Source organism: Arthrobacter sp. Y3221114 (genome assembly GCF_059092625.1).
This window is the reverse complement of sequence record NZ_JBNHHW010000001.1, coordinates 570,404-589,860: the sequence shown is the minus strand read 5'-3', so window position 1 is coordinate 589,860 and position 19,457 is coordinate 570,404. Positions and strand designations below refer to the sequence as shown.

Annotated in this window: 15 protein-coding genes and 2 tRNA genes; 10 read left to right on the top strand and 7 right to left on the bottom strand. The window is 63.0% G+C overall.

Annotated elements, in window-relative coordinates:
* Positions 1-38 precede the first annotated feature (38 nt).
* Positions 39-111, top strand: a tRNA-Ala gene (locus AC5RV3_RS02730).
* A 73-nt stretch (positions 112-184) separates the two neighbouring features.
* Positions 185-257, top strand: a tRNA-Ala gene (locus AC5RV3_RS02725).
* A gap of 69 nt (positions 258-326) precedes the next feature.
* On the opposite strand, the gene AC5RV3_RS02720 is transcribed toward AC5RV3_RS02725, so the two are convergent.
* Positions 327-686: a hypothetical protein gene (locus AC5RV3_RS02720; protein WP_494120805.1), complete on the bottom strand. Its 360-nt coding sequence runs from the start codon at positions 684-686 to the stop codon at positions 327-329.
* 628 nt (positions 687-1,314) lie between these two features.
* Here AC5RV3_RS02720 and AC5RV3_RS02715 point away from each other — a divergent pair.
* From AC5RV3_RS02715 to AC5RV3_RS02705, 3 genes are read left to right on the top strand one after another with little or no spacing between them, the layout of a single operon-like run.
* Entirely contained in the window at positions 1,315-2,604 is a 1,290-nt protein-coding gene (locus tag AC5RV3_RS02715) for a quaternary amine ABC transporter ATP-binding protein (RefSeq protein WP_494120804.1), read from the top strand.
* Positions 2,601-3,491, top strand: a complete 891-nt coding sequence (locus tag AC5RV3_RS02710) for an ABC transporter permease (RefSeq protein ID WP_494120803.1) — start codon at positions 2,601-2,603, stop codon at positions 3,489-3,491. The genes AC5RV3_RS02715 and AC5RV3_RS02710 overlap by 4 nt, the downstream gene beginning before the upstream one ends.
* Before the next feature lie 55 nt (positions 3,492-3,546).
* Positions 3,547-4,461, top strand: coding sequence for a glycine betaine ABC transporter substrate-binding protein (locus AC5RV3_RS02705; RefSeq protein WP_494120802.1), 915 nt, complete (start codon positions 3,547-3,549; stop codon positions 4,459-4,461).
* Between the two features lie 93 nt (positions 4,462-4,554).
* Here the strand turns inward: AC5RV3_RS02705 and AC5RV3_RS02700 are convergent, their stop codons facing one another.
* Positions 4,555-5,478, bottom strand: a complete 924-nt coding sequence (locus AC5RV3_RS02700) for a LysR family transcriptional regulator (protein WP_494120801.1) — start codon at positions 5,476-5,478, stop codon at positions 4,555-4,557.
* Positions 5,479-6,219: 741 nt separating this feature from the next.
* Here AC5RV3_RS02700 and nrdH point away from each other — a divergent pair.
* The 5 genes from nrdH (at position 6,220) to AC5RV3_RS02675 (ending at position 11,482) form a co-directional block, all read left to right on the top strand.
* Entirely contained in the window at positions 6,220-6,462 is a 243-nt protein-coding gene (nrdH, locus tag AC5RV3_RS02695) for a glutaredoxin-like protein NrdH (RefSeq protein WP_127513743.1), read from the top strand.
* A gap of 46 nt (positions 6,463-6,508) precedes the next feature.
* Positions 6,509-6,976, top strand: a complete 468-nt coding sequence (gene nrdI, locus AC5RV3_RS02690) for a class Ib ribonucleoside-diphosphate reductase assembly flavoprotein NrdI (RefSeq protein ID WP_494113107.1) — start codon at positions 6,509-6,511, stop codon at positions 6,974-6,976.
* Positions 6,977-6,993: 17 nt separating this feature from the next.
* On the top strand, positions 6,994-9,114 hold the full coding sequence (gene nrdE / locus AC5RV3_RS02685) for a class 1b ribonucleoside-diphosphate reductase subunit alpha (protein WP_494121018.1): 2,121 nt from the start codon (positions 6,994-6,996) through the stop codon (positions 9,112-9,114).
* Positions 9,115-9,278: 164 nt separating this feature from the next.
* On the top strand, positions 9,279-10,256 hold the full coding sequence (nrdF, locus tag AC5RV3_RS02680) for a class 1b ribonucleoside-diphosphate reductase subunit beta (protein WP_494113098.1): 978 nt from the start codon (positions 9,279-9,281) through the stop codon (positions 10,254-10,256).
* A 968-nt stretch (positions 10,257-11,224) separates the two neighbouring features.
* Entirely contained in the window at positions 11,225-11,482 is a 258-nt protein-coding gene (locus AC5RV3_RS02675) for a putative endonuclease domain-containing protein (protein ID WP_494120800.1), read from the top strand.
* A 202-nt stretch (positions 11,483-11,684) separates the two neighbouring features.
* On the opposite strand, the gene AC5RV3_RS02670 is transcribed toward AC5RV3_RS02675, so the two are convergent.
* From AC5RV3_RS02670 to AC5RV3_RS02650, 5 genes are all read right to left on the bottom strand, one after another.
* Positions 11,685-12,533, bottom strand: coding sequence for a 3-hydroxyacyl-CoA dehydrogenase (locus AC5RV3_RS02670; protein ID WP_494120799.1), 849 nt, complete (start codon positions 12,531-12,533; stop codon positions 11,685-11,687).
* 39 nt (positions 12,534-12,572) lie between these two features.
* Complete coding sequence (locus tag AC5RV3_RS02665; RefSeq protein ID WP_494120798.1) at positions 12,573-13,769, bottom strand: thiolase family protein; 1,197 nt, start codon at positions 13,767-13,769, stop codon at positions 12,573-12,575.
* A 33-nt stretch (positions 13,770-13,802) separates the two neighbouring features.
* The gene (locus AC5RV3_RS02660) at positions 13,803-14,990 is read right to left on the bottom strand and encodes an acyl-CoA dehydrogenase family protein (RefSeq protein ID WP_494120797.1); all 1,188 of its coding nucleotides are present in this window, start codon (positions 14,988-14,990) and stop codon (positions 13,803-13,805) included.
* Positions 14,987-16,519 carry an acyl-CoA synthetase gene (locus tag AC5RV3_RS02655; protein ID WP_494120796.1) on the bottom strand — a complete coding sequence of 511 codons (1,533 nt, stop codon included), beginning with the start codon at positions 16,517-16,519 and terminating at the stop codon, positions 14,987-14,989. Before AC5RV3_RS02655 ends, AC5RV3_RS02660 begins: the two co-directional genes overlap by 4 nt.
* Before the next feature lie 88 nt (positions 16,520-16,607).
* Complete coding sequence (locus tag AC5RV3_RS02650; RefSeq protein WP_494120795.1) at positions 16,608-18,965, bottom strand: alpha/beta fold hydrolase; 2,358 nt, start codon at positions 18,963-18,965, stop codon at positions 16,608-16,610.
* Positions 18,966-19,457: the final 492 nt, after the last annotated feature.

Here is a 19,457-nt window from a genome sequence, read left to right as displayed (position 1 = left end):
TGCTTCGAAGGAAGCGACACGGAATCCGCAAGGATAACGGGGCTGTGGCGCAGCTGGTAGCGCACCTGCATGGCATGCAGGGGGTCAGGGGTTCGAGTCCCCTCAGCTCCACTCCGTGAAGCACCATCGGTGATATTCACGCAGCGGAATATAAACGCCGGTTCGGCGAATCACTTCCATTCCAGGGGCTGTGGCGCAGCTGGTAGCGCACCTGCATGGCATGCAGGGGGTCAGGGGTTCGAGTCCCCTCAGCTCCACCCACCAACGAAGGTCCGGCACAACGATTGCGTTTGTGCCGGACCTTTTCGTTGGTCCTGGACGGTCTGTCAGGCGCTCTTGGCTTTTGCCAGTCCCGCTGCTGTCTCGGCTGCGCGTCCGCCGGCGACCCGTTCCATCACCTGGGCCGGTTGGGATCCCGTGGACGGCCGCCCGTGGCGCAGGTACATCCACAGCATGTAACCGGTGGCCACCAGATAGAAGGAGTGCATCACCCAGATCGGGCCAGCCGGCAGGTTGTAGACATAGACCGAATGCACGAGGTTGCCGACATTGCTTAGCAACAAATTTCCCATGCTGTAGGACGTCAGGTCCCGGGTTTTGGACGCCTTGTACAACATCGGCATGACGCTGGAGGCGAAGATGATGGTGGATACCGCGCCGGCGAGCACGGCGACATCGAGGTCCATGTCGCGCCTCCTTCCATAACGTTCGGATGATGCTCCTACGCTAGGGAACGGCCGGGCCCCCCGACATCGGGTGCATGCCCCATTCCAAACGGGGCGTGAGGGGACGAAATATGCACCCCATTCCTGTTGGACTGCTGGAGGACCGGCTCTGGCAGTCCCAGCGACCGGGGTGCCGGGGTCTGGCGCCGAGCGGGCCTGTGGAAACCTGTTGCGCATCCCGAGTCGACGTGCGGTGAACGGTACGTTGCGGCCGCAGTGGTCACGATGCGATAACTCCTTGACTACCCCGGAAAATCAGCGTTTTATCCCTGCTGGCCTGCCTTAACGCCGCTGATCCGCCCACTAATTCAGCTCTGGGCGAACGAGGCATTGTTACGGTTGGGAAGAAACAACCAGTCATACGAAAAGCCTGGGGCAGACGGCGGGGAGCCGTCGCAATGCGCTGGACGTCGAACTGGCGGTTGGGGGTAGCTTCCCGTCATCGCTCTGGCGAGACCGTCTTGCTCTGCGCCGCTATCGCGGCAGCCGGGAGCCTAAGGGTTTGACGCGTGCCGTTGTCCGCAGGACCAAGCACAATCGCTGCAAAGCCGCGCCATCCAAGCGGTGCCGCAGCGTAGACGGGCCATGAGTGAACGAACAAGTTGCGCTGAGCGTACAGAATGTCTACAAGGTCTTCGGCAAGCGTCCTGCCGAGGCCGTCAAGCGCCTCAAAGCCGGAAAGACGCGCGAGGAAGTTTCCTCTCTGGGCACAGCCGCCGTTATCGACGCGTCGTTTGATGTCCGGGCCGGCGAGATCTTTGTTGTCATGGGGCTTTCCGGTTCCGGCAAGTCGACACTGATCCGTACCCTCAACGGGCTGCAGCCGCAGACCGCGGGGAACGTCGTCGTCGGCGGAACGGACATCTCCAAAATCTCCGACAAGGAGCTGCGGAAGGTCCGGCAACAGAAAATTTCCATGGTCTTCCAGCACTTTGCGCTGATGCCGCACCGCACCGTGGCGGACAACGCGGCCTACGCCCTGGAGGTACAGGGCATAGGCAAGGCCGAACGACTGTCCCGCGCCGAGAAGGTGCTGAAGCTGGTGGGCCTGGACAGCTGGGGGGACAAGTTCCCGTCCGAGCTGTCCGGCGGCATGCAGCAGCGTGTTGGCCTTGCCCGCGCACTGTGTGCCGAAACCGACATCCTGCTGATGGATGAGGCGTTCTCGGCTCTGGACCCGCTGATCCGGCGTGAGATGCAGGAACAGCTGGTCGGGCTGCAGGCCGAACTGGGCAAGACAATCGTGTTCATCACGCACGATCTGAACGAGGCAATGTTCCTCGGCGACCGGATCGCGGTGATGCGTGATGGCCGGATCGTGCAAATCGGCACCCCCGATGACATCCTGACCCACCCGGCCAACGACTACGTGGCCCAGTTCGTCCAGGACGTGGACCGTACCCGCGTGCTGACCGCAGGATCCGTGATGGAGCCGGCCCGCGCCGTCGTCAATCTCTCCGGCGGTCCGCGCAACGCCCTGCGCACCATGCGGGATTTGCAGACCTCCGCAGCCTTTGTGGTGGACCGGCGCAGGACCTTCTTCGGCACGGTGCGCGACCGCGATGTGATGAACCTGGTGGAGTCACGGGCGCAGGATCTGGCCGCCGCCGTGCAGAACGGCAACGGGCCGGTCCGCGCCGAGACCCCGCTGTCGGAGCTGTTCGGCCTGGCGGTGGAAAGCCCCGTGCCGCTGCCGGTGGTCGACGACGAGGGCCGGCTGGTGGGAGCGATCCCGCGGGTAACCCTGCTGGCCGCCCTGGGCAACGTGCCGTCCACCACCACCGGCATTCCGATCGTGGAAAGCGTGCCGGCGCCGATCCCCGAACAGGAAGTCACCCGGACCCTTAACAAGACCTCTGAGCAAGGAGGAGCCCGATGACGGACCTCGAGTTCCGGATCCCGCTGGGCGACTGGGTGGACGTTGGCCTCGATTGGCTGCTGGCGACCTTTGCGGCAGTCTTTGCCTTCGTCCGCACCCTGTTCCTGGGCGCCTACGACAGCCTGGAGTGGCTGCTGATCACGCCGCCCAGCTGGGCGATCATCATCATTCTTGCCGCCATTGCCTACGCAGCCAAAGGCTGGAAGCTTGCACTGGGCACCCTGATCGGTTTCCTGCTGATCGTCGGCGTGAACCAGTGGGAGCACGCCATGGAGTCGTTCGCGCTGGTCATCGTGGCCACCGTCGTTGCGGTTGTGATCAGCGTCCCCGCCGGTATCCTCGCCGCCAGCTCCGCTACCGCCTCCGCCATCATCCGGCCGATCCTGGACTTCATGCAGACCATGCCGGCCATGGTCTACCTGATTCCGGCCCTGGTGATGTTCCGGGTGGGCGTGGTTCCCGGCATCATCGCCACCATCATCTTCTCGATGGCACCGGGCGTGCGTTTCACCGAGCTGGGCATCCGCGGGGTGGACAAGGAAGTGGTGGAGGCCGGCTATGCCTTCGGCTCCAGCCCGGGCAGCATCCTGCGCAAGATCCAACTGCCGCTGGCCATGCCCACCATCATGGCCGGCATCAACCAGGTCATCATGCTGGCCCTGTCCATGGTGGTCATCGCCGGCATGGTCGGTGCCGGCGGGCTGGGCGGCGAAGTGGTCGCCAGCCTGAACCGGATCGACGCCGGCCTCGGGTTTGAGGCGGGACTAGCCGTGGTCATCCTGGCGATCTTTTTGGACCGCGTGACCGCCAGCGTGGGCAAGGCCTCGCAGCCCGGACAGCGCCGGCCCGCCGGCCGGCTGGCGAAGCGGACCATGCAGAGTGCATGACGGCGCATGCGACAAGACTAATCAACGTGCCCTGGGGCATAACGAAAGGAACAACATGAAGCACTACAGCAAGCTGGCGGCGGTAGCCGCCGTTGCGGCACTCGGACTGACAGCCTGCGGCAGCGGCAGCGGCGGTGGGTCGGAGGGTGGCGACGCAACCGGCGGCCTGGACAACGGGGACCAGCAGGACGTGACCATCGCGGTGTTCAACGGCTGGGACGAGGGCATCGCCGCGTCCGAACTGTGGAAGGCCATCCTCGAGGAGAAGGGCTACAACGTCACGCTCGAATATGCTGACCCGGCCCCCGTCTTCTCCGGCCTGTCCACCGGCGACTACGACGTGACGCTGGATACCTGGCTGCCGGTCACGCACGCCAGCTACTTGGAAGAGTACGGCGACAAGATCACCGAACTGGGCCAGTGGAACGACGAAGCGAAGCTGACCATCGCGGTCAACGAGGACGCTCCGATCGATTCCCTCGACGAACTGGCGGCCAACGCCGACCTGTTCGACAACCGCCTGGTGGGCATCGAGCCCGGTGCTGGCCTGACCGAGGCCACCAAGGAGCAGGTTATTCCGACCTACGGCCTGGAGGACATGGAGTACCTGACCTCCTCCACCCCGGCGATGCTCTCCGAGCTGAAGTCTGCCACCGACGCCGGTGAAAACGTCGCGGTCACCCTGTGGCGTCCGCACTGGGCTTACGACGCCTTCCCGATCAAGGACCTCGAAGACCCCGAGGGCACCCTGGGCGGGGCCGAAGGCCTCTACACCTACGCCAGCACCACGTTCGAAGCAGACTTCCCAACCCTGGCGGGTTGGCTGAAGAACTTCAAGATGGATTCCGAAACGCTGTACTCCTTGGAGAACGCCATGTTCAATGAGGCCGACACCGACGACTACGGTCCGATCGTGGAACAGTGGATCGGCGACAACCGGGAGTACGTGGACGGCCTGACCGCAGGGTAGTCCGCACAGCCGTACCCGATCGCAGCAGCCAGCAGGCGCCGCCGGATCCCGCCCCACTGCGGCGACCGGCGGCGCCTGCCCGCTGCCGATCCCTCAAGTGCGCCTGGTCGTGATGCTCATGTCCCGCAGGATCACCGACAGCTGGTCCATGAACAGGCCCAGCTGGGCGTTCTGCCGGTCGTTGATCAGCAGCGCGAAGATGTTCCGCGCCAGCCGGATTTCCGGAACGTCCAGCACCACGATGCCGTCCGCTCCGTTGTGCATGGCCAGCTCCGGCACCAGCGCAGCGCCCAGGCCCGCCGCGGCCATGGCCAGGCTGGCATTGAAGTCGTCGCAGTAGGCGACCACCCGGGGGTGTAGGTTGCAGCTGGCGAAGAGGCGCTCGATCACGGTAGCGTCCGCCGTGCCTGGATGGTGCATGATCCAGGGCATCTCGGCCAACTGCGAGGCCGTCACCGAGGCGCCGGCGCGGATGCCCCACGATTCGGGCAGCACCACCCTGAAATTGTCGTCGCCGATCCATTGCCGGCTCACCGTATTGGGCCACGCCAGCCCGCCCTGGCCCACTTGGAATACGAGGGCGACGTCGAGGCCGCCGCCGGCCCGCAACCCCTGGATCGTCTGTCCCGGCTCGGCGACGGATACCTTGAGGTTGATCCCCAAGCCCGGCCATCCGGGGGCCTGCAGAAGCCGGGGGAGTACGTAGGTGGCGAGGCTGGGAAAGATTCCCAGCCTGACTTCCTGCGTGCTGGTGTCCTGGCTGCGGGCGGTGGCAGCCAGCAGGGCATCGATGTCCGTGAGGACCTTGGCCGCGTGGCGGGACATCACGATCGCCGTTTCGGTCGGCTGCACGCTGCGCGCCGATCGCTCGAACAGCTTGGCGCCAGTCTCGCGCTCCAACGCGGACATCTGCTGGGAAACCGCCGAGGCCGTATAGCCCAGGTTGGCTGCCGCCGCGGCAAACGACCCTCGCCGGGTCACCTCGAGCAGTGTGCGCAGATGCACCGTGTTGACCATCAGCTCTCCTGTCGCTCGTTCCGGCCTGCGCTAAGCCTACCTTGGGCTCTGCTTGAACCTCGGACCATACAGGGATGGATGACGCCGCTCCAGGGTTTGGAAGGGCACTGCAAGGCGTCTGACCGGGAACGGGTCGGATGGACCCGCACAGGCCTGAGGGTGGGCGCGGGGCTGCCCCAGCGAGAGGAATGCCGCGTCCATCCGAAGTGTTGTATTAGGAGTGTCAACAGCACGGGAGGGGGTCGTTCGGGCCCGGGACACGCTGCGGAGGCAGCCGCCGGATGAACGCCATCGGACTGCGGGGCGTGGAGCCGGCGAAAACGGCCGGCCGATTGTCCGAAGCGGCCGCTATAGTCCGGATCACGGGAGCGGCAGCAGGAGAGACGACCGAAGCGGGGAACCACAACATCTAGTGGTCGTGGCACTACGAGCGACACGCCGAGGAATCAGCGACACGAGACTTTCCGAAGTTGTGGGCAGCCAATCCACAGGCTGTGGATGGGGCGACGGAAAGGCCGGAATATCAACTGTTTCACCCCCGAGAATATCCCCATGGGCTGTGGACGAAGGCGGGCACGGAATGACATACTTGTAATACATCATCTTGGGGTTCCGAATGGCCGAGTGCACTAGATGTAGTATTGGAACCGCTGGCGGGCAGCGAGCGCGGGTTCTTCTCAGGGACAGCCGCACAGCCAGAAAACAGCAGAACGCCGTACCGAGAATTAGGGGAGAAGGACCATGACTGTAACGGTTTACACCAAGCCAGCATGCGTGCAGTGCAATGCCACGTACCGGGCTCTGGACAAGAAGGGCATCGCCTACCAGAGCGTTGACCTGTCCCAGGATCCGGAAGCGCTGGAGCGTGTCCGTTCCCTTGGTTACATGCAGGCGCCCGTCGTCGTCACCGAGCAGGACCACTGGTCCGGGTTCCGCCCGGACAAGATCGAGGAGCTGGCCCAAGCCGCTGCCTCAGTAGCCTGAGCGGACTCGTTCGGAACCAGAACCAAACGCCATGACCGAGCTGCTGATGAGTGAGGCCGCCAGGCGTGAGGCGGGTCCGGCAACCGGCGGGACCGCCGACACGGACCTGATCTATTTTTCCTCCGCCTCCGGCTACACCGACCGCTTCATGCAGAAGCTGGGGATGCCGGCGGCACGGATCCCGCTCCGGACCCAGCAGGAGACGCTTCACGCGCTCCGGCCGTTCGTCCTGGTACTGCCGACGTACGGCGGGGAATCCGGCAGGAACTCGATTCCGCCACAGGTCATCAAATTCCTCAACCGCGAGGAGAACCGGCGCCTGCTCCGCGGAGTGATCGGTTCCGGAAACACGAACTTCGGCACAACGTACTGCCTGGCGGCGGAGAAAATCGCTGCCAAGTGCCAGGTGCCGCTTCTCTATCGATTCGAACTCATGGGCACGTCCGAGGACGTCGACCGGGTCAAGCAAGGATTGGAACACTTTTGGAAACGACAGTTGCACACGCGGCCATAGCCGACGCCAAGGCAGAACTGCCGGCGGCATTCAAGGGACTGGGCTACCACGAACTCAATGCCATGCTGAACCTTTACGGTCCGGACGGGAAGATCCAGTTCGAAGCCGACCGCGAAGCTGCGCGCCAGTACTTCCTGCAGCACGTTAACAACAACACGGTGTTCTTCCATGATCTGGAAGAAAAACTCGACTACCTGATCAAGAACGACTACTACGAGCGCGAAACGCTCGACCAGTACACGATGAACTTTGTCCGGTCGCTCTATGACCGGGCCTACAAGAAGAAGTTCCGTTTCGAGACCTTCCTGGGCGCGTTCAAGTTCTATACGTCCTACACGCTCAAGACGTTCGACGGCAAGCGTTTCCTGGAGCGCTACGAAGACCGTGTCTGCATGGTGGCCCTGCATTTGGCCAGGGGCGACGAGGAGCTGGCGAACCGGCTGGTGGACGAGATCATCGACGGTCGCTTCCAGCCGGCCACGCCCACGTTCCTGAACGCCGGGAAGAAGCAGCGCGGCGAGCTGGTCTCCTGCTTCCTGCTGCGCATCGAAGACAACATGGAGTCGATCGCCCGCGGCATTAACTCCGCCCTGCAGCTGTCCAAGCGCGGCGGCGGCGTGGCGCTGTCGCTGACCAACATCCGTGAGCACGGCGCGCCGATTAAGCAGATCGAGAACCAGTCCTCCGGCGTCATCCCGGTCATGAAGCTGCTCGAAGACAGCTTCTCCTACGCCAACCAGCTCGGTGCCCGCCAGGGCGCCGGCGCGGTGTACCTGCATGCGCACCACCCGGACATCTACCGCTTCCTGGACACCAAGCGCGAGAACGCCGACGAAAAGATCCGCATCAAGACGCTCTCGCTGGGCGTTGTCGTCCCGGACATCACGTTCGATCTGGCCAAGAAGAACGAGGACATGTACCTGTTCTCCCCGTACGACGTCGAACGCGTCTACGGTGTGCCTTTCTCGGACATCTCCGTCACGGAGAAGTACTACGAGATGGTCGACGACAGCCGGATCAAGAAGACCAAGATCAGCGCCCGCGAGTTCTTCCAGACGTTGGCCGAGATCCAGTTCGAATCGGGCTACCCGTACATCATGTTCGAGGACACGGTGAACCGCGCCAACCCGATCCACGGCAAGGTCATCATGTCCAACCTCTGCTCGGAGATCCTGCAGGTCTCCTCGCCGTCGTTGTACAACGAGGACCTCACCTACGCCGAAATCGGCAAGGACATATCCTGCAACCTCGGCTCGATGAACATCGCCAAGACCATGGACTCGCCCGACTTCGGCACCTCCATCGAGACCGCCATCCGGGCGCTCACCGCGGTGTCGGACATGTCCTACATCAACTCGGTTCCCTCGATCGCCGAAGGCAACCTGCAGTCGCACGCCATCGGCCTGGGCCAGATGAACCTGCACGGCTACTTGGCCCGCGAACGGGTGCATTACGGTTCCGAGGAAGGCCTGGACTTCACCAACATCTACTTCTACACGGTGCTGTTCCACGCGCTGCGTGCCTCGAACAAGCTCGCGATTGAACACCGCCAGACCTTCGGCGGCTTCGAGAAGTCCAAGTACGCCTCGGGCGAGTTCTTCGACAAGTACACCGAGCTGGAGTGGGTGCCGCAGACCGACCGGGTCAAGGAACTCTTCGCCCATGTGGAGATCCCCACCCAGGCCGACTGGCGGGAGCTGAAGGCCTCCGTCATGGAGCACGGGATCTACAACCAGAACCTGCAGGCAGTTCCGCCCACCGGTTCGATCTCCTACATCAACAACTCCACGTCCTCGATCCACCCGGTGGCATCCAAGATCGAGATCCGCAAGGAAGGCAAGCTGGGACGCGTGTACTACCCGGCCCCGTACCTGACCAACGACAACCTGGAGTACTACCAGGACGCGTATGAAATCGGCTACGAGAAGATCATCGACACCTACGCCGCGGCCACCCAGCACGTGGACCAGGGCCTGTCGCTGACGCTTTTCTTCAAGGACACCGCTACCACCCGCGACATCAACAAGGCGCAGATCTACGCTTGGCGCAAGGGCATCAAGACCATCTACTACATCCGGCTCCGTCAGCTCGCGCTGGAGGGGACCGAGGTGGAGGGCTGCGTCAGCTGCATGCTTTAGCAGCCCACAGCAACTGAAAAGTACGACGGCGGGTGCCCGCCCGCCGTCGTACGGGCACCGACGGGGCGCCGGCAACCACCGGAACCGTCGGGCCACTGCCGGCCGCAGCGACGGCCGGCATTCGGGCACCATGAACAACACAGATTTGCGAAGAAGGGGAAGCGATGTCAGCCGAGAAGGTCAAGCTTCTGCACCACGTAGAAGCGATCAACTGGAACCGGATCCAGGACGAGAAGGACGTTGAGGTCTGGAACCGGCTCTGCAACAACTTCTGGCTGCCCGAGAAGGTGCCCCTGTCCAACGACGTGCAGTCCTGGAACACGCTCACCGAAGACGAAAAGCTGCTCACCATGCGCGTCTTCACCGGCCTGACCCTGCTGGACACGCTCCAGGGCACCGTCGGCGCCGTGTCGCTGATTCCGGACGCCCTGACGCCGCACGAGGAAGCCGTCTACACGAACATCGCCTTCATGGAGTCGGTGCACGCCAAGAGCTACTCCTCGATCTTCTCCACCCTCGCCTCCACCAAGGAGATCGACGAGGCCTTCCGCTGGTCCACCGAAAACGAGAACCTGCAGAAGAAGGCCCGCATCATCGAGGGCTACTACTACGGCGAGGACCCGCTCAAGCGGAAGGTTGCTTCCACGCTGCTGGAGTCCTTCCTCTTCTACTCGGGCTTCTACCTGCCGATGTACTGGTCTTCGAGGGCCAAGCTGACCAACACCGCGGACCTGATCCGGCTGATCATCCGTGACGAGGCGGTGCACGGCTACTACATCGGCTACAAGTTCCAGAAGGGCATCGAAGGCGAGTCCGAAGCGCGCAAGCAGGAGCTGAAGGACTACACCTTCGAGCTGCTCTACGAGCTGTACGAGAACGAGGTGCAGTACACCCATGACCTCTACGACGCTGTTGGCCTGGCCGAGGACGTCAAAAAGTTCCTCAACTACAACGCCAACAAGGCGCTGATGAACCTGGGCTACGAGGCCATGTTCCCGTCCACCGTCACCGACGTGAACCCGGCCATCCTCTCCGCCCTCAGCCCCAACGCGGACGAGAACCACGACTTCTTCTCCGGCTCCGGCTCCTCCTACGTGATCGGCAAGGCCGTCAACACCGAAGACGAGGACTGGGACTTTTAGCTCCTTGTGAGATCCCGACCTACCTGAGCAATTTCGCCCTATCTGAGCAAAATCGTCTGCCTATCTGAGCAATGCTCAGATAGGCAGGACAGCGGTTACGTTCGAAATCAGAAATGCAACGGCGCCCAACGGCAGCACCTCCCCAATGGTGGCCTATCGATGGGAGTCAGATCATGAAGCTTGTCAACGCATCCGTACGACGCTATAGGAGCATCGAGGACGGAAGTTCATTCGCGGTGGAGAGGGGGGTGACCAGCCTCGTAGGAAAGAACGAGTCCGGAAAATCTGCGGTTCTGTTGGCGCTTTATAAGAGCAACCCGATTGAAAGCAAGGTCTCCTTACTGGAGGCTGCGCCGGTTCAAATGCCCGAACGGGCATCACCCCCGGATTTCGCCCGATACTTACCTCAGGTCCGGGTGCCCGTCATGCCGCGGTAGGCCACGCAGCGCGGCAGAAGCCGATGCTCGCCGACGTGCTACCCGAGGTTGCCGGCCAGTGGCATCCAACCCGCAACGGTAAGTGGACTCCAGAGAATTGGTGGAAGGCTGACTGCTGCGGGTACGAGTGGCAGGAGCCGGTGGTCAGCCGGAATAAGTACAAGCGACAGCGGTGCCCGCAATGCTCCACTATCCTCGATTCGCTGGCCTGGTACGACCCAGCAGGATGGAGCGTGGAGAACCCGGTCACCGCATGCCACGTCCGACCCAATGCGCAGACTGGCTTCGTTCCCAAATGGGTATGCTCCGTAGATCCGTCGCACATCTGGGAGGCACCGCTGGCTTCTCGATCCAACGGATCGGAGTGCCCGGAGTGCCGCCAAGCCGGAAAGTCTCGTGTCGAACTGGATCATCTCGTGGCAGCCAGGACTGTCTTCGGGAAGGTCCGCTCGGGCGCCAACGTCCGAGACAAGGCCTTCAGCTCACGCAAGGTCTAGAGTCGACATCTTCGCTGAACACGAGGGGGCGAAGGTGGCCATCGAATACGACGGCTCCTACTGGCACAGCCCGGAGCCAAAGCCGCTCGTCGATCGTTCCAAGAGTCTGGATCTGCTGGCTGCCGGCTACGTGGTGGTGCGGCTGAGAGAAGACGATCTGCCGCCCCTTGGCATCGACCATTCAGGTTATTTGGAGATCCGCGTCTATTCCAGGGCTCCGCGCCCGGAAGCTGTCATGACGGAAGCCGCAGCATGGCTTGTGACCAGACAGATGCAGGAAACCTGCCTCTGAAGGTTCGGCTTAGCACAGTTTCTCCGAGTCGAGGTGGCTGAACTGCCATCTGCTTCTTCGCGAAAAATTCATGAAGCTTAATCGCCCACTCATCCCGCAATCGACTCCTGGGACGGCAGAGGTGTCTGCTGGTGAAAAACTAGCACGTGTCCTGCTTTACCTTTGGCAAACAAGGTAGGCTCAAGCCGTCGTATCGTCCGGGTTACTCGTAGTCGTAAAATCCTCTCCCGGTGGCACGTCCCATCCGCCCCTTGTCAATAAAGTCGCGCTTGAGAATGTCCGCGAATTCGCGGAGTTCCGGGTCCTCGCTTTGGCTGTTGAGGTTGTAGGGCGTTTCCATGCCAATGATGTCGTGGATTTCGAACGGACCGAAAGGTGCGCCCGTCGCCCTGCGCCAGGTCGCGTCGATGTCCGCCACGTCGGCGACGTCCCGCACGTAGAGCTTCGCGGCCGAGGTCAGGAACGGAACCAGTAGCGAGTTCAGGATGTACCCGGGCTGTTCCTTCTTCAGCTGGACGGGGATCATGCCGATCTCCTCGGCGAATTTGGCAACGGCGTCGACATACTGCGGGGCGGTGGCCGCGTGTCCCATGATCTCGCCCGTGTTCAAGCGCCAGACCTCGTTTGCGAAGTGAAGGGCCAGGAACTTTTCGGGACGGCCCGTGGCATCTGCAATGTCGCTGGGCAGGAGCGTCGAGGAATTTGTGGCGAACACAGTGTTTTCGGGTGCCACTGCTCCAGCCTTGGCCCAGATGTCCCGCTTGATTCGCAGGACCTCAGGGACTGCCTCGATCACGATCTCGGCGTCTTTCAGGGCGTCTGACAGGTCGCAGGAGGTGCGGATACGTCCCACGGCGGCCTCAAGCTTTTCGGGGGTGGCATCGGACACGTCGCGTAGGTAGAGCGGCTTGAGGTATTCCCAGCGGGCCGTCAATTTGGCGAGGATCTCGTCGCTGAGATCATAGGCGACAACGTCTTTGCCTTGATAGGCAGCCTGGAAGGCGATCTGCGATCCGAGGACACCAGTGCCAAGGACGGTGAGGTTTTGCATGGTTTCTCCTATCTCGTGGGTAGGCGGGCTGCGGATGGGTTAGAGCGCCTCGAAGAGTGCAGCGGCGCCCATGCCGCCGCCGATGCACATGGTCACCACTGCGTGCTTGCCGCCGCGTTCCTTGGTGGCGTGCAGGGCGTGGCCGGTCATACGGGCTCCGCTCATGCCGTAAGGGTGGCCGATGGAGATGGCTCCGCCGTCGACATTGAAGCGCTCCGGGTCAATGCCGAGGGTGTCGCGGCAGTACAGGGTCTGGGAGGCGAAGGCTTCATTGAGCTCCCACAGGGCGATGTCATCAATGCCGAGACCGTGCTTTGCGAGCAGTTTCGGCACTGCGGTAACCGGGCCAATCCCCATCTCCTCGGGCGCGCAGCCGGTGACGGCGACGCCGTGGAAGATGCCGAGTGGTTCGAGGCCGCGGCGGGATGCCTCGGATTCGTCCATGAGGACAAGCGCGGCTGCCCCGTCTGAGAGCTGAGACGCGTTGCCTGCGGTGACGCTGAATTTGTCCGAGTGCTGCCCGTCCCGGTCGAGAACCGGGCCGAGTTTTGCCAGTGACTCAACGGTAGTGTCCGGACGGTTGCCCTCATCACGGGTCAAGACCCCGATCGCGGCAGCGGATTCCTCGTCCTGTGGATCGGGCCGGTGTGGAGACAGGGGGGCAATTTCAGCGTCGAAGGCGCCGCGCTTTTGGGCGCTGGCAGTTCGCTGCTGGGATTCGGCGGCGTACTGGTCTTGGGCCTCGCGGGAGATGCCATAGCGGCTGGCGACGAGTTCGGCGGTCTCGAGCATGCTGTTGTACAGGCCCGGAACATTGGCTTTCAGCCAGGGGTCCTGGGCGCGGTGAGCGTTGAAATGCTGGTTCTGCACCAGGGACACCGACTCGGCGCCGCCAGCGACGATGATGTCGGCGTCTCTTCCTTCGATCATGCGGGCTCCCATAACGATGGCCATCAGTCCGGAGGCGCATTGACGGTCAACCGTCATGCCGGGAACAGCGGCGGGTAGCCCGGCGCGAAGGGCTGCCTGCCTAGCCAGGTTCATTCCCTGGCTGCCTTGCTGCAGGGCCGCACCAAGGATCACATCGTCGATTTCCTCGGGTGCCAGTCCTGCTCGCAGGACCGCGTGCGTGATGGCGTGGCCAGCCAGCGTTTGAGCGGGAGTGTTGTTGAAGGAACCCTTGTAGGCGCGGCCGATCGGGGTGCGGGCGTAGGACACAAGGACTGTTTGACGCACGGTGGTTCTCCTGATGATTTATGCGGCGGGAGTTTAGGCGAAGGCGGAAAAGCCGGTGAGGGCACGGCCGACTATCAAGGTGTTGATCTGGTGAGTGCCTTCGAAGGTGTAGATCGCTTCAGCATCCATAAAGTGCTTCATCACTTTGTTCTCCAGCACGATGCCGTTCCCTCCGAGTACTTCTCGGCAGTGGGCTACGGTCTGGCGGGCTTGGGAGGCGGTCATCAGCTTCACCAGCGAGGCATGCTCCTCTCTCAGTTCGTCCCGATCGGCGAGCCGTGCGGCTTGGACGAGTGCGCCGAGGGAAGAGGTGATGTTTATTTCGGACCGGACGAGCAGGTCTTGCACGAGTTGGAACCGTGCCAAGGGGCGGCCGAACTGGTGATGATCCATGGCGTGGGACAACGCGGCGTCGAAGGCACCGACGGCGTTGCCCAGTGCTGTCCATCCAACCTCCAAGCGCGTGAATTTGAGCACTTCTGAAATTTGGCGGAAAGAGTTGACACCTGGCAGCCGGGCCGTGTCCGGAACACGGACATCAGTGAGAGTGATATTTGCGTTTTGCACCGTGCGCAGGCTGTACTTGCCTTCGATCTTTTCGGCCGTCCATCCCGGGGTGTCGGTGGGAACGATAAAACCCAGGAAGCGCCCGTTTGCGCCTTGCTCCTTGGCCCACACGACGGCCTGATGGCCCCATGTAGCGTTGCCGATCCACCGTTTGACACCGTTAATCACCCAGCCGGCTCCCTCCCGGCGGGCAGTGGTGGTCATGCCACCGGCGATGTCGGAGCCCGAGCCCGGTTCGGTGAGCGCGAATGCGCCAATCAATTCGCCGGAGGCGACGGCCGGCAGGATGGCGGCCTGTTGGGAAGGCGATCCGAAGCGCCGCACCGACAGCCCGAACAACGAGCCGCTAACGCCTGCGAAGGTGGCCAGAGAGGCGTCTTTGCGGGCGAGTTCCGCAGTGAGCATTCCGCGAAGCAGGTGGCTGGGTTCCTGGCCGGTGCGTAGGTGCCGGCCCAGTTGTCCGGATGCGGCCAATGACTGGACCAGTTCGAATGGGAATTCCGCATTCTCCCAGGCACGGTACAGCATCGCGTCATCCACACCCGCCAGATAGCACCTGAAGTCTTCCAGCACGTCCTGCTCCGAGGGATCCAGCAGGGACGCGAAGAGCAACAGGTCGTGGATCTGCGCCGTGGTCGTGGCGGGCAGGCTCATCGGGAAACTCCTTGGCGCGTGCGCAGGTCGGTCTTCAGCAACTTGCCGGTTGAGGTACGAGGCATCTGGTCGATGAACTCGATCTGTTTGGGAATCTTGAACCGCGACAGGGCGGGACCTACTGCGGCGCGGATGCCTTCGGCCGTCAGATCGAAGCCGTCTTCGGGCACGATGAAGGCCTTGCCGACCTCGCCCCACTGTTCATCCGGTACTCCGACGACGGCGGCCTCGGCGACGCCGGGCACGTTCAGCAGGGCGGACTCCACCTCAGCCGGGTACACGTTCTCGCCGCCAGACACGTACATGTCCTTGTACCTATCCCGGATCCAGTAGTAGCCCTCTTCGTCCTGCATCGCTGCGTCGCCGGTGCGGAACCACCCATCGGAAGAAAAGGCGGCAGTGGTAGCTTCGGGTCGTTGCCAGTACTCGCGGATCACGTTGGGGCCCACCGTCTGGATTTCACCGATTTCCCCGGGGGATGCAGGTCTGCCGTTCGGCGCTATGAGGCGGACATCGACGAGGAACTGCGGTTTGCCGGCGGACCCGGCCTTGCGGATTCCGTCCTCCGAGGAGAGCTTGAGCACCGCCGGAGCGGTTTCGGTGAGGCCGTAGCCCTGCTGGATGGCCACGCCTCGTTCGCTCCAGGCACGCAGAATGCGTTCCGGTACGGGGGCCCCGCCTACGACAATGGTGCGCAGCGAGGACAGGTCGGTTTGATTGAACAGGCGGTGGTGGGCCAAGGCATCGAGCATCGCCGGTACTGCGAACAGGCTGCTCACCCCGCGATCCTGGATCGCGGAGAAGATCGCTTCAGGCTCGACGCGCCGGTGCACCTCGATTGTTCCGCCCTTGAGGAATGTCGGCAGCACGAGCCCATTGAGTCCGGCGATGTGAAACAGAGGCGCTGCTGCCAAGCACACCTCGTCTGGGCGTATGTCGTTTTCGATCAGGACGTTGATGTCATTGAAGAACAAGTTTCCGTGGGTCAGCACGGCGCCCTTGGGGCGTCCGGTGGTGCCGGAGGTGTACATCAGGACGGCCGGGTCATCGAGACCGCGGCGGGCCTCCGGCACCGGGACAGCCTCCTCTTCCGACAACTGCGCGAAGGCTGCCCCCGCCCCTGTTCCGTCGACGTCGATCAGCAGACGGACGGGGATGCTCTCGGCGATCGCAACTGCTGCGTCTGCCTGCTCTCGGCCGAAGAACAGCACACTGGCACCGCTGTCTTGCAGGATGTATTCCGCCTCTGTCGGCGCGAGTCTGGCGTTGACTAGTACGCAGATTGCACCGATCCGAGTGGTGGCGAACAGGGTCTCTAGCAGCGCCACGTTGTTGGCCCCCCAGTAGGCCACCCGGTCGCCCGGGTTGACGCCCCGATGGACCAGCCAAGCGGATAGTGATTCCACCCGGTCGGCGAACTGCGCGAATGTCAGCTCCGTTCCCTCGAAGACCAAGGCGACGCGGTCTGGACTGAGCATTGCCCGTCGACGCGGCCAGGATCCGAGCCCCAGATTTTGAAGACTCGACATGTCGTATGTTCCTTTCGGTTTGCTGACTGGGCGCCGGGCACCCAGGAGAGAGCAGTGGCACGGAAAGGCCAGCGTGCGCTGTAGGCGGTTACGCAACGCCTTCACCAGCGGGCGCGAGCCGGGCCGGTATATCGGCCCAAAAGCCGGTGGTCACGTCGGCGAACTCCTTGGCCCGCTCGATCTGCGGCATGTGCCCGACGTTGGGCATGGCGTGTGTGCGAGCGTGTGGCAGGTGTTCGCTGGCGGCGGCGAGATGGGCGAACGGGAAAATATTGTCCTGCTCTCCCCAGACGACCAGGGTCGGCACACGCTGGGCGGCCAAGCCTTCCATGAGCTCCTTGCGCCAGGCCTCATTGGTACCGCGGAACGTGCCGAGGGCTGCAGCGGTGTCCAGGAACACGCGGCTCGCGTGTGGTCGGGAGGCCAGACGGTATCCAAGCTGCACCCGCTCGTCGGTGACCAGCGCCGGGTCATTGAAGAGGCTGAGTTCCAGCCGGCGTGACGAGGCGGGGCTAGGCTTGCTCAGCAGCATCTTGCCTAGCGGCCGGACTGACATCAGACGGACCGGCAGTGCGACCTCCCTGCCGAAACCGGCGCTGCCGGCGAGTACGAGGCTGCGTACCCGCTGGGGCGCGTCCACGCCTAGCTGCATGGCGACGGCACCGCCCAGAGAGTTGCCCACTATGTGGGCGGGTTGGGTGATGCCCACCGCGTCCAGGAAGGCGCCGAGGAACCGGGCCAGAGCGGGCAGTGAGTATGGCTCGCTCAGCGGTTCGGACCCACCGTAGCCTGCCAAGTCGACGCTGATGAGGCGGTACCCCTGACCAGTAAGAAGCTGGTGCTGCTCGTTCCAGTCCTCAAGGCTGCGGCCTATGCCATGCACCATGACGACCGGGGTTCCTTCCCCCTCATCGCGGTAACGAACCTGCCCGCCGTTCACTGCAACCGTTTGCGTGGCGGGAGCGTAGAACGCCTCCTCGGCTGCCCGCCGCCGCTGAAAGCTCATGCTCCCGTCCTCCAGCTGACGGCCGCTGAGCAGCCGAATGTCCTTCATATAGTTCTGGTGCAACCGCCAAGGCACCTGCGTGCCCTGCTTGGCCATCCCGTCCACTCCACGCCGGATGTAGCCGGCGTCGAGGTCCAGGAAGGGGCGGGGGGTCTCGCCCAAGGGGGTGAGCGGGGTTGCGGAAACGTAACCGTTCGCGTCCAGATGCTGCAGGAGGCGGCACGCATACCGACTGACCAGGTCAGCCTTCAGCGTCCAGGAGTTGTTCGTGTAGCCCGTGACCATGCTCAGGTTGGGCACTCCTGAGATCATCATGCCTTTGTAAGCAAACCGCTCGCCGACGTCGACCTTCTCGCCGTCGACGCTTAGGGTCATGCCGCCCAGCCACTGAAGATTGAGGCCGGTCGCGGTCACGATGATGTCGGCGGGCAGGTGCTCGCCGGATTCAAGTACGATCCCGTCCTTGTTAAGAGTGCGGATTCGCCCGGTTGCAATCGACGCCTTGTCACCACGCAGTGCCGTGAACAGGTCCCCGTCCGGGACCGCGCACAAACGCTGGTCCCAGGGGTTGTAGGGCGGGTTGAAGTGCGTGTCGACGTCGTAACCGGCGGGGAGTAACTTGACTGCATCCTTGCGGATCTTGGCGCGAACCATGTCCGGATTTTTGCGGCTCAGTGTGTACTTCAGGTGCAGGTTCAGCATGTTCTTCCACCGCAAGGCGGGATATGCCACGGAGGCCGGCAGCACGCGTCTCAGCACATCGGCCAGCGGATCGACAGCCGGCACCGATGCGATGTACGTGGGAGTGCGTTGCAGCATGGTGACGTGTGCTGCCTTCTCGGCCAGATTCGGTACAAGTGTCACGGCTGTGGCGCCGCTGCCGATGACGACTACGAGTTTGTCTGCATAGTCCAGATTTTCGGGCCAATGCTGTGGGTGCACGATCTGACCGCGGAATCGCTCCTCGCCCTCGAACGTCGGCCGATAGCCTTCGTCGTAGCGGTAGTAGCCGGTGGCGCCGATAACCCAGAGGGCCGTAAAGACAACTGACTCCCCGGTATCGGACCGTTCGGCGGTGACCGTCCAGCGCCCGTCGGCGGTAGACCACTCCGCGGACAAGACCCGGTGGTGGAACCTGATGTTCCCGGTGATTCCGTACTCGTCGGCAGTCTCTTCAACGTACCGTTTGATCGACGCCCCGTCGGAGATCGCCTTCGGCTCCGTCCACGGCTTGAAGGCGTAGCCGAAGGTGTACATGTCCGAATCGGAGCGGATACCGGGGTAGCGGAACAGGTCCCAAGTGCCGCCTATAGCGCCGCGCGACTCTAGGACGGTGTACCGCTTACCGGGGCACTCCCTGACGAGATGGGCGGCCGCGCCGATGCCGGACAGGCCGGCACCGATGATTACAACGTCTACTTGCTCTGTGGCCTCGGCCATTGTCTCTCCTTAAAAAACAGGTGCTGGTGCGGTTCCTAGTGCGCGCTGACGTGGCTTCCTTGCGTCGTCGGCGCGCGGCTAGGCTTCCGTATGATCTAAAACACACGGTATGTCCGTTGTGAGGCAGGTCGCATGACTGCCCGTGCAACGGCCCTTGCCAGTCTGTGCAGAGCGGGGCTTCCGACGGGAAGCGGACCCGAGGCGGTAGTGGTCCGGAAGTCCCATAACGATCCACGGGTGTGCTCTCAGAGTCCGTTGGCCATCAGATTTATGGGATACCCAGAGGAGGGTCTAGGGGCCCATAGGCGTAATTCAGGCTTCGTTGCGCCGTCTGCGCCGTCTGCGTCGGCGAGGCCGCGTATGATCTAGGACACGCGGCATGTCAACCGTGATGTGCCTCGCATGACTGCCCGTGCAGGAAGCCTTGCCAGTTCGCGCAAGAGAGGGGCGTTGGATTAAAAAGCGCACCTTGGGGACGGTGAAGGTCGTGAA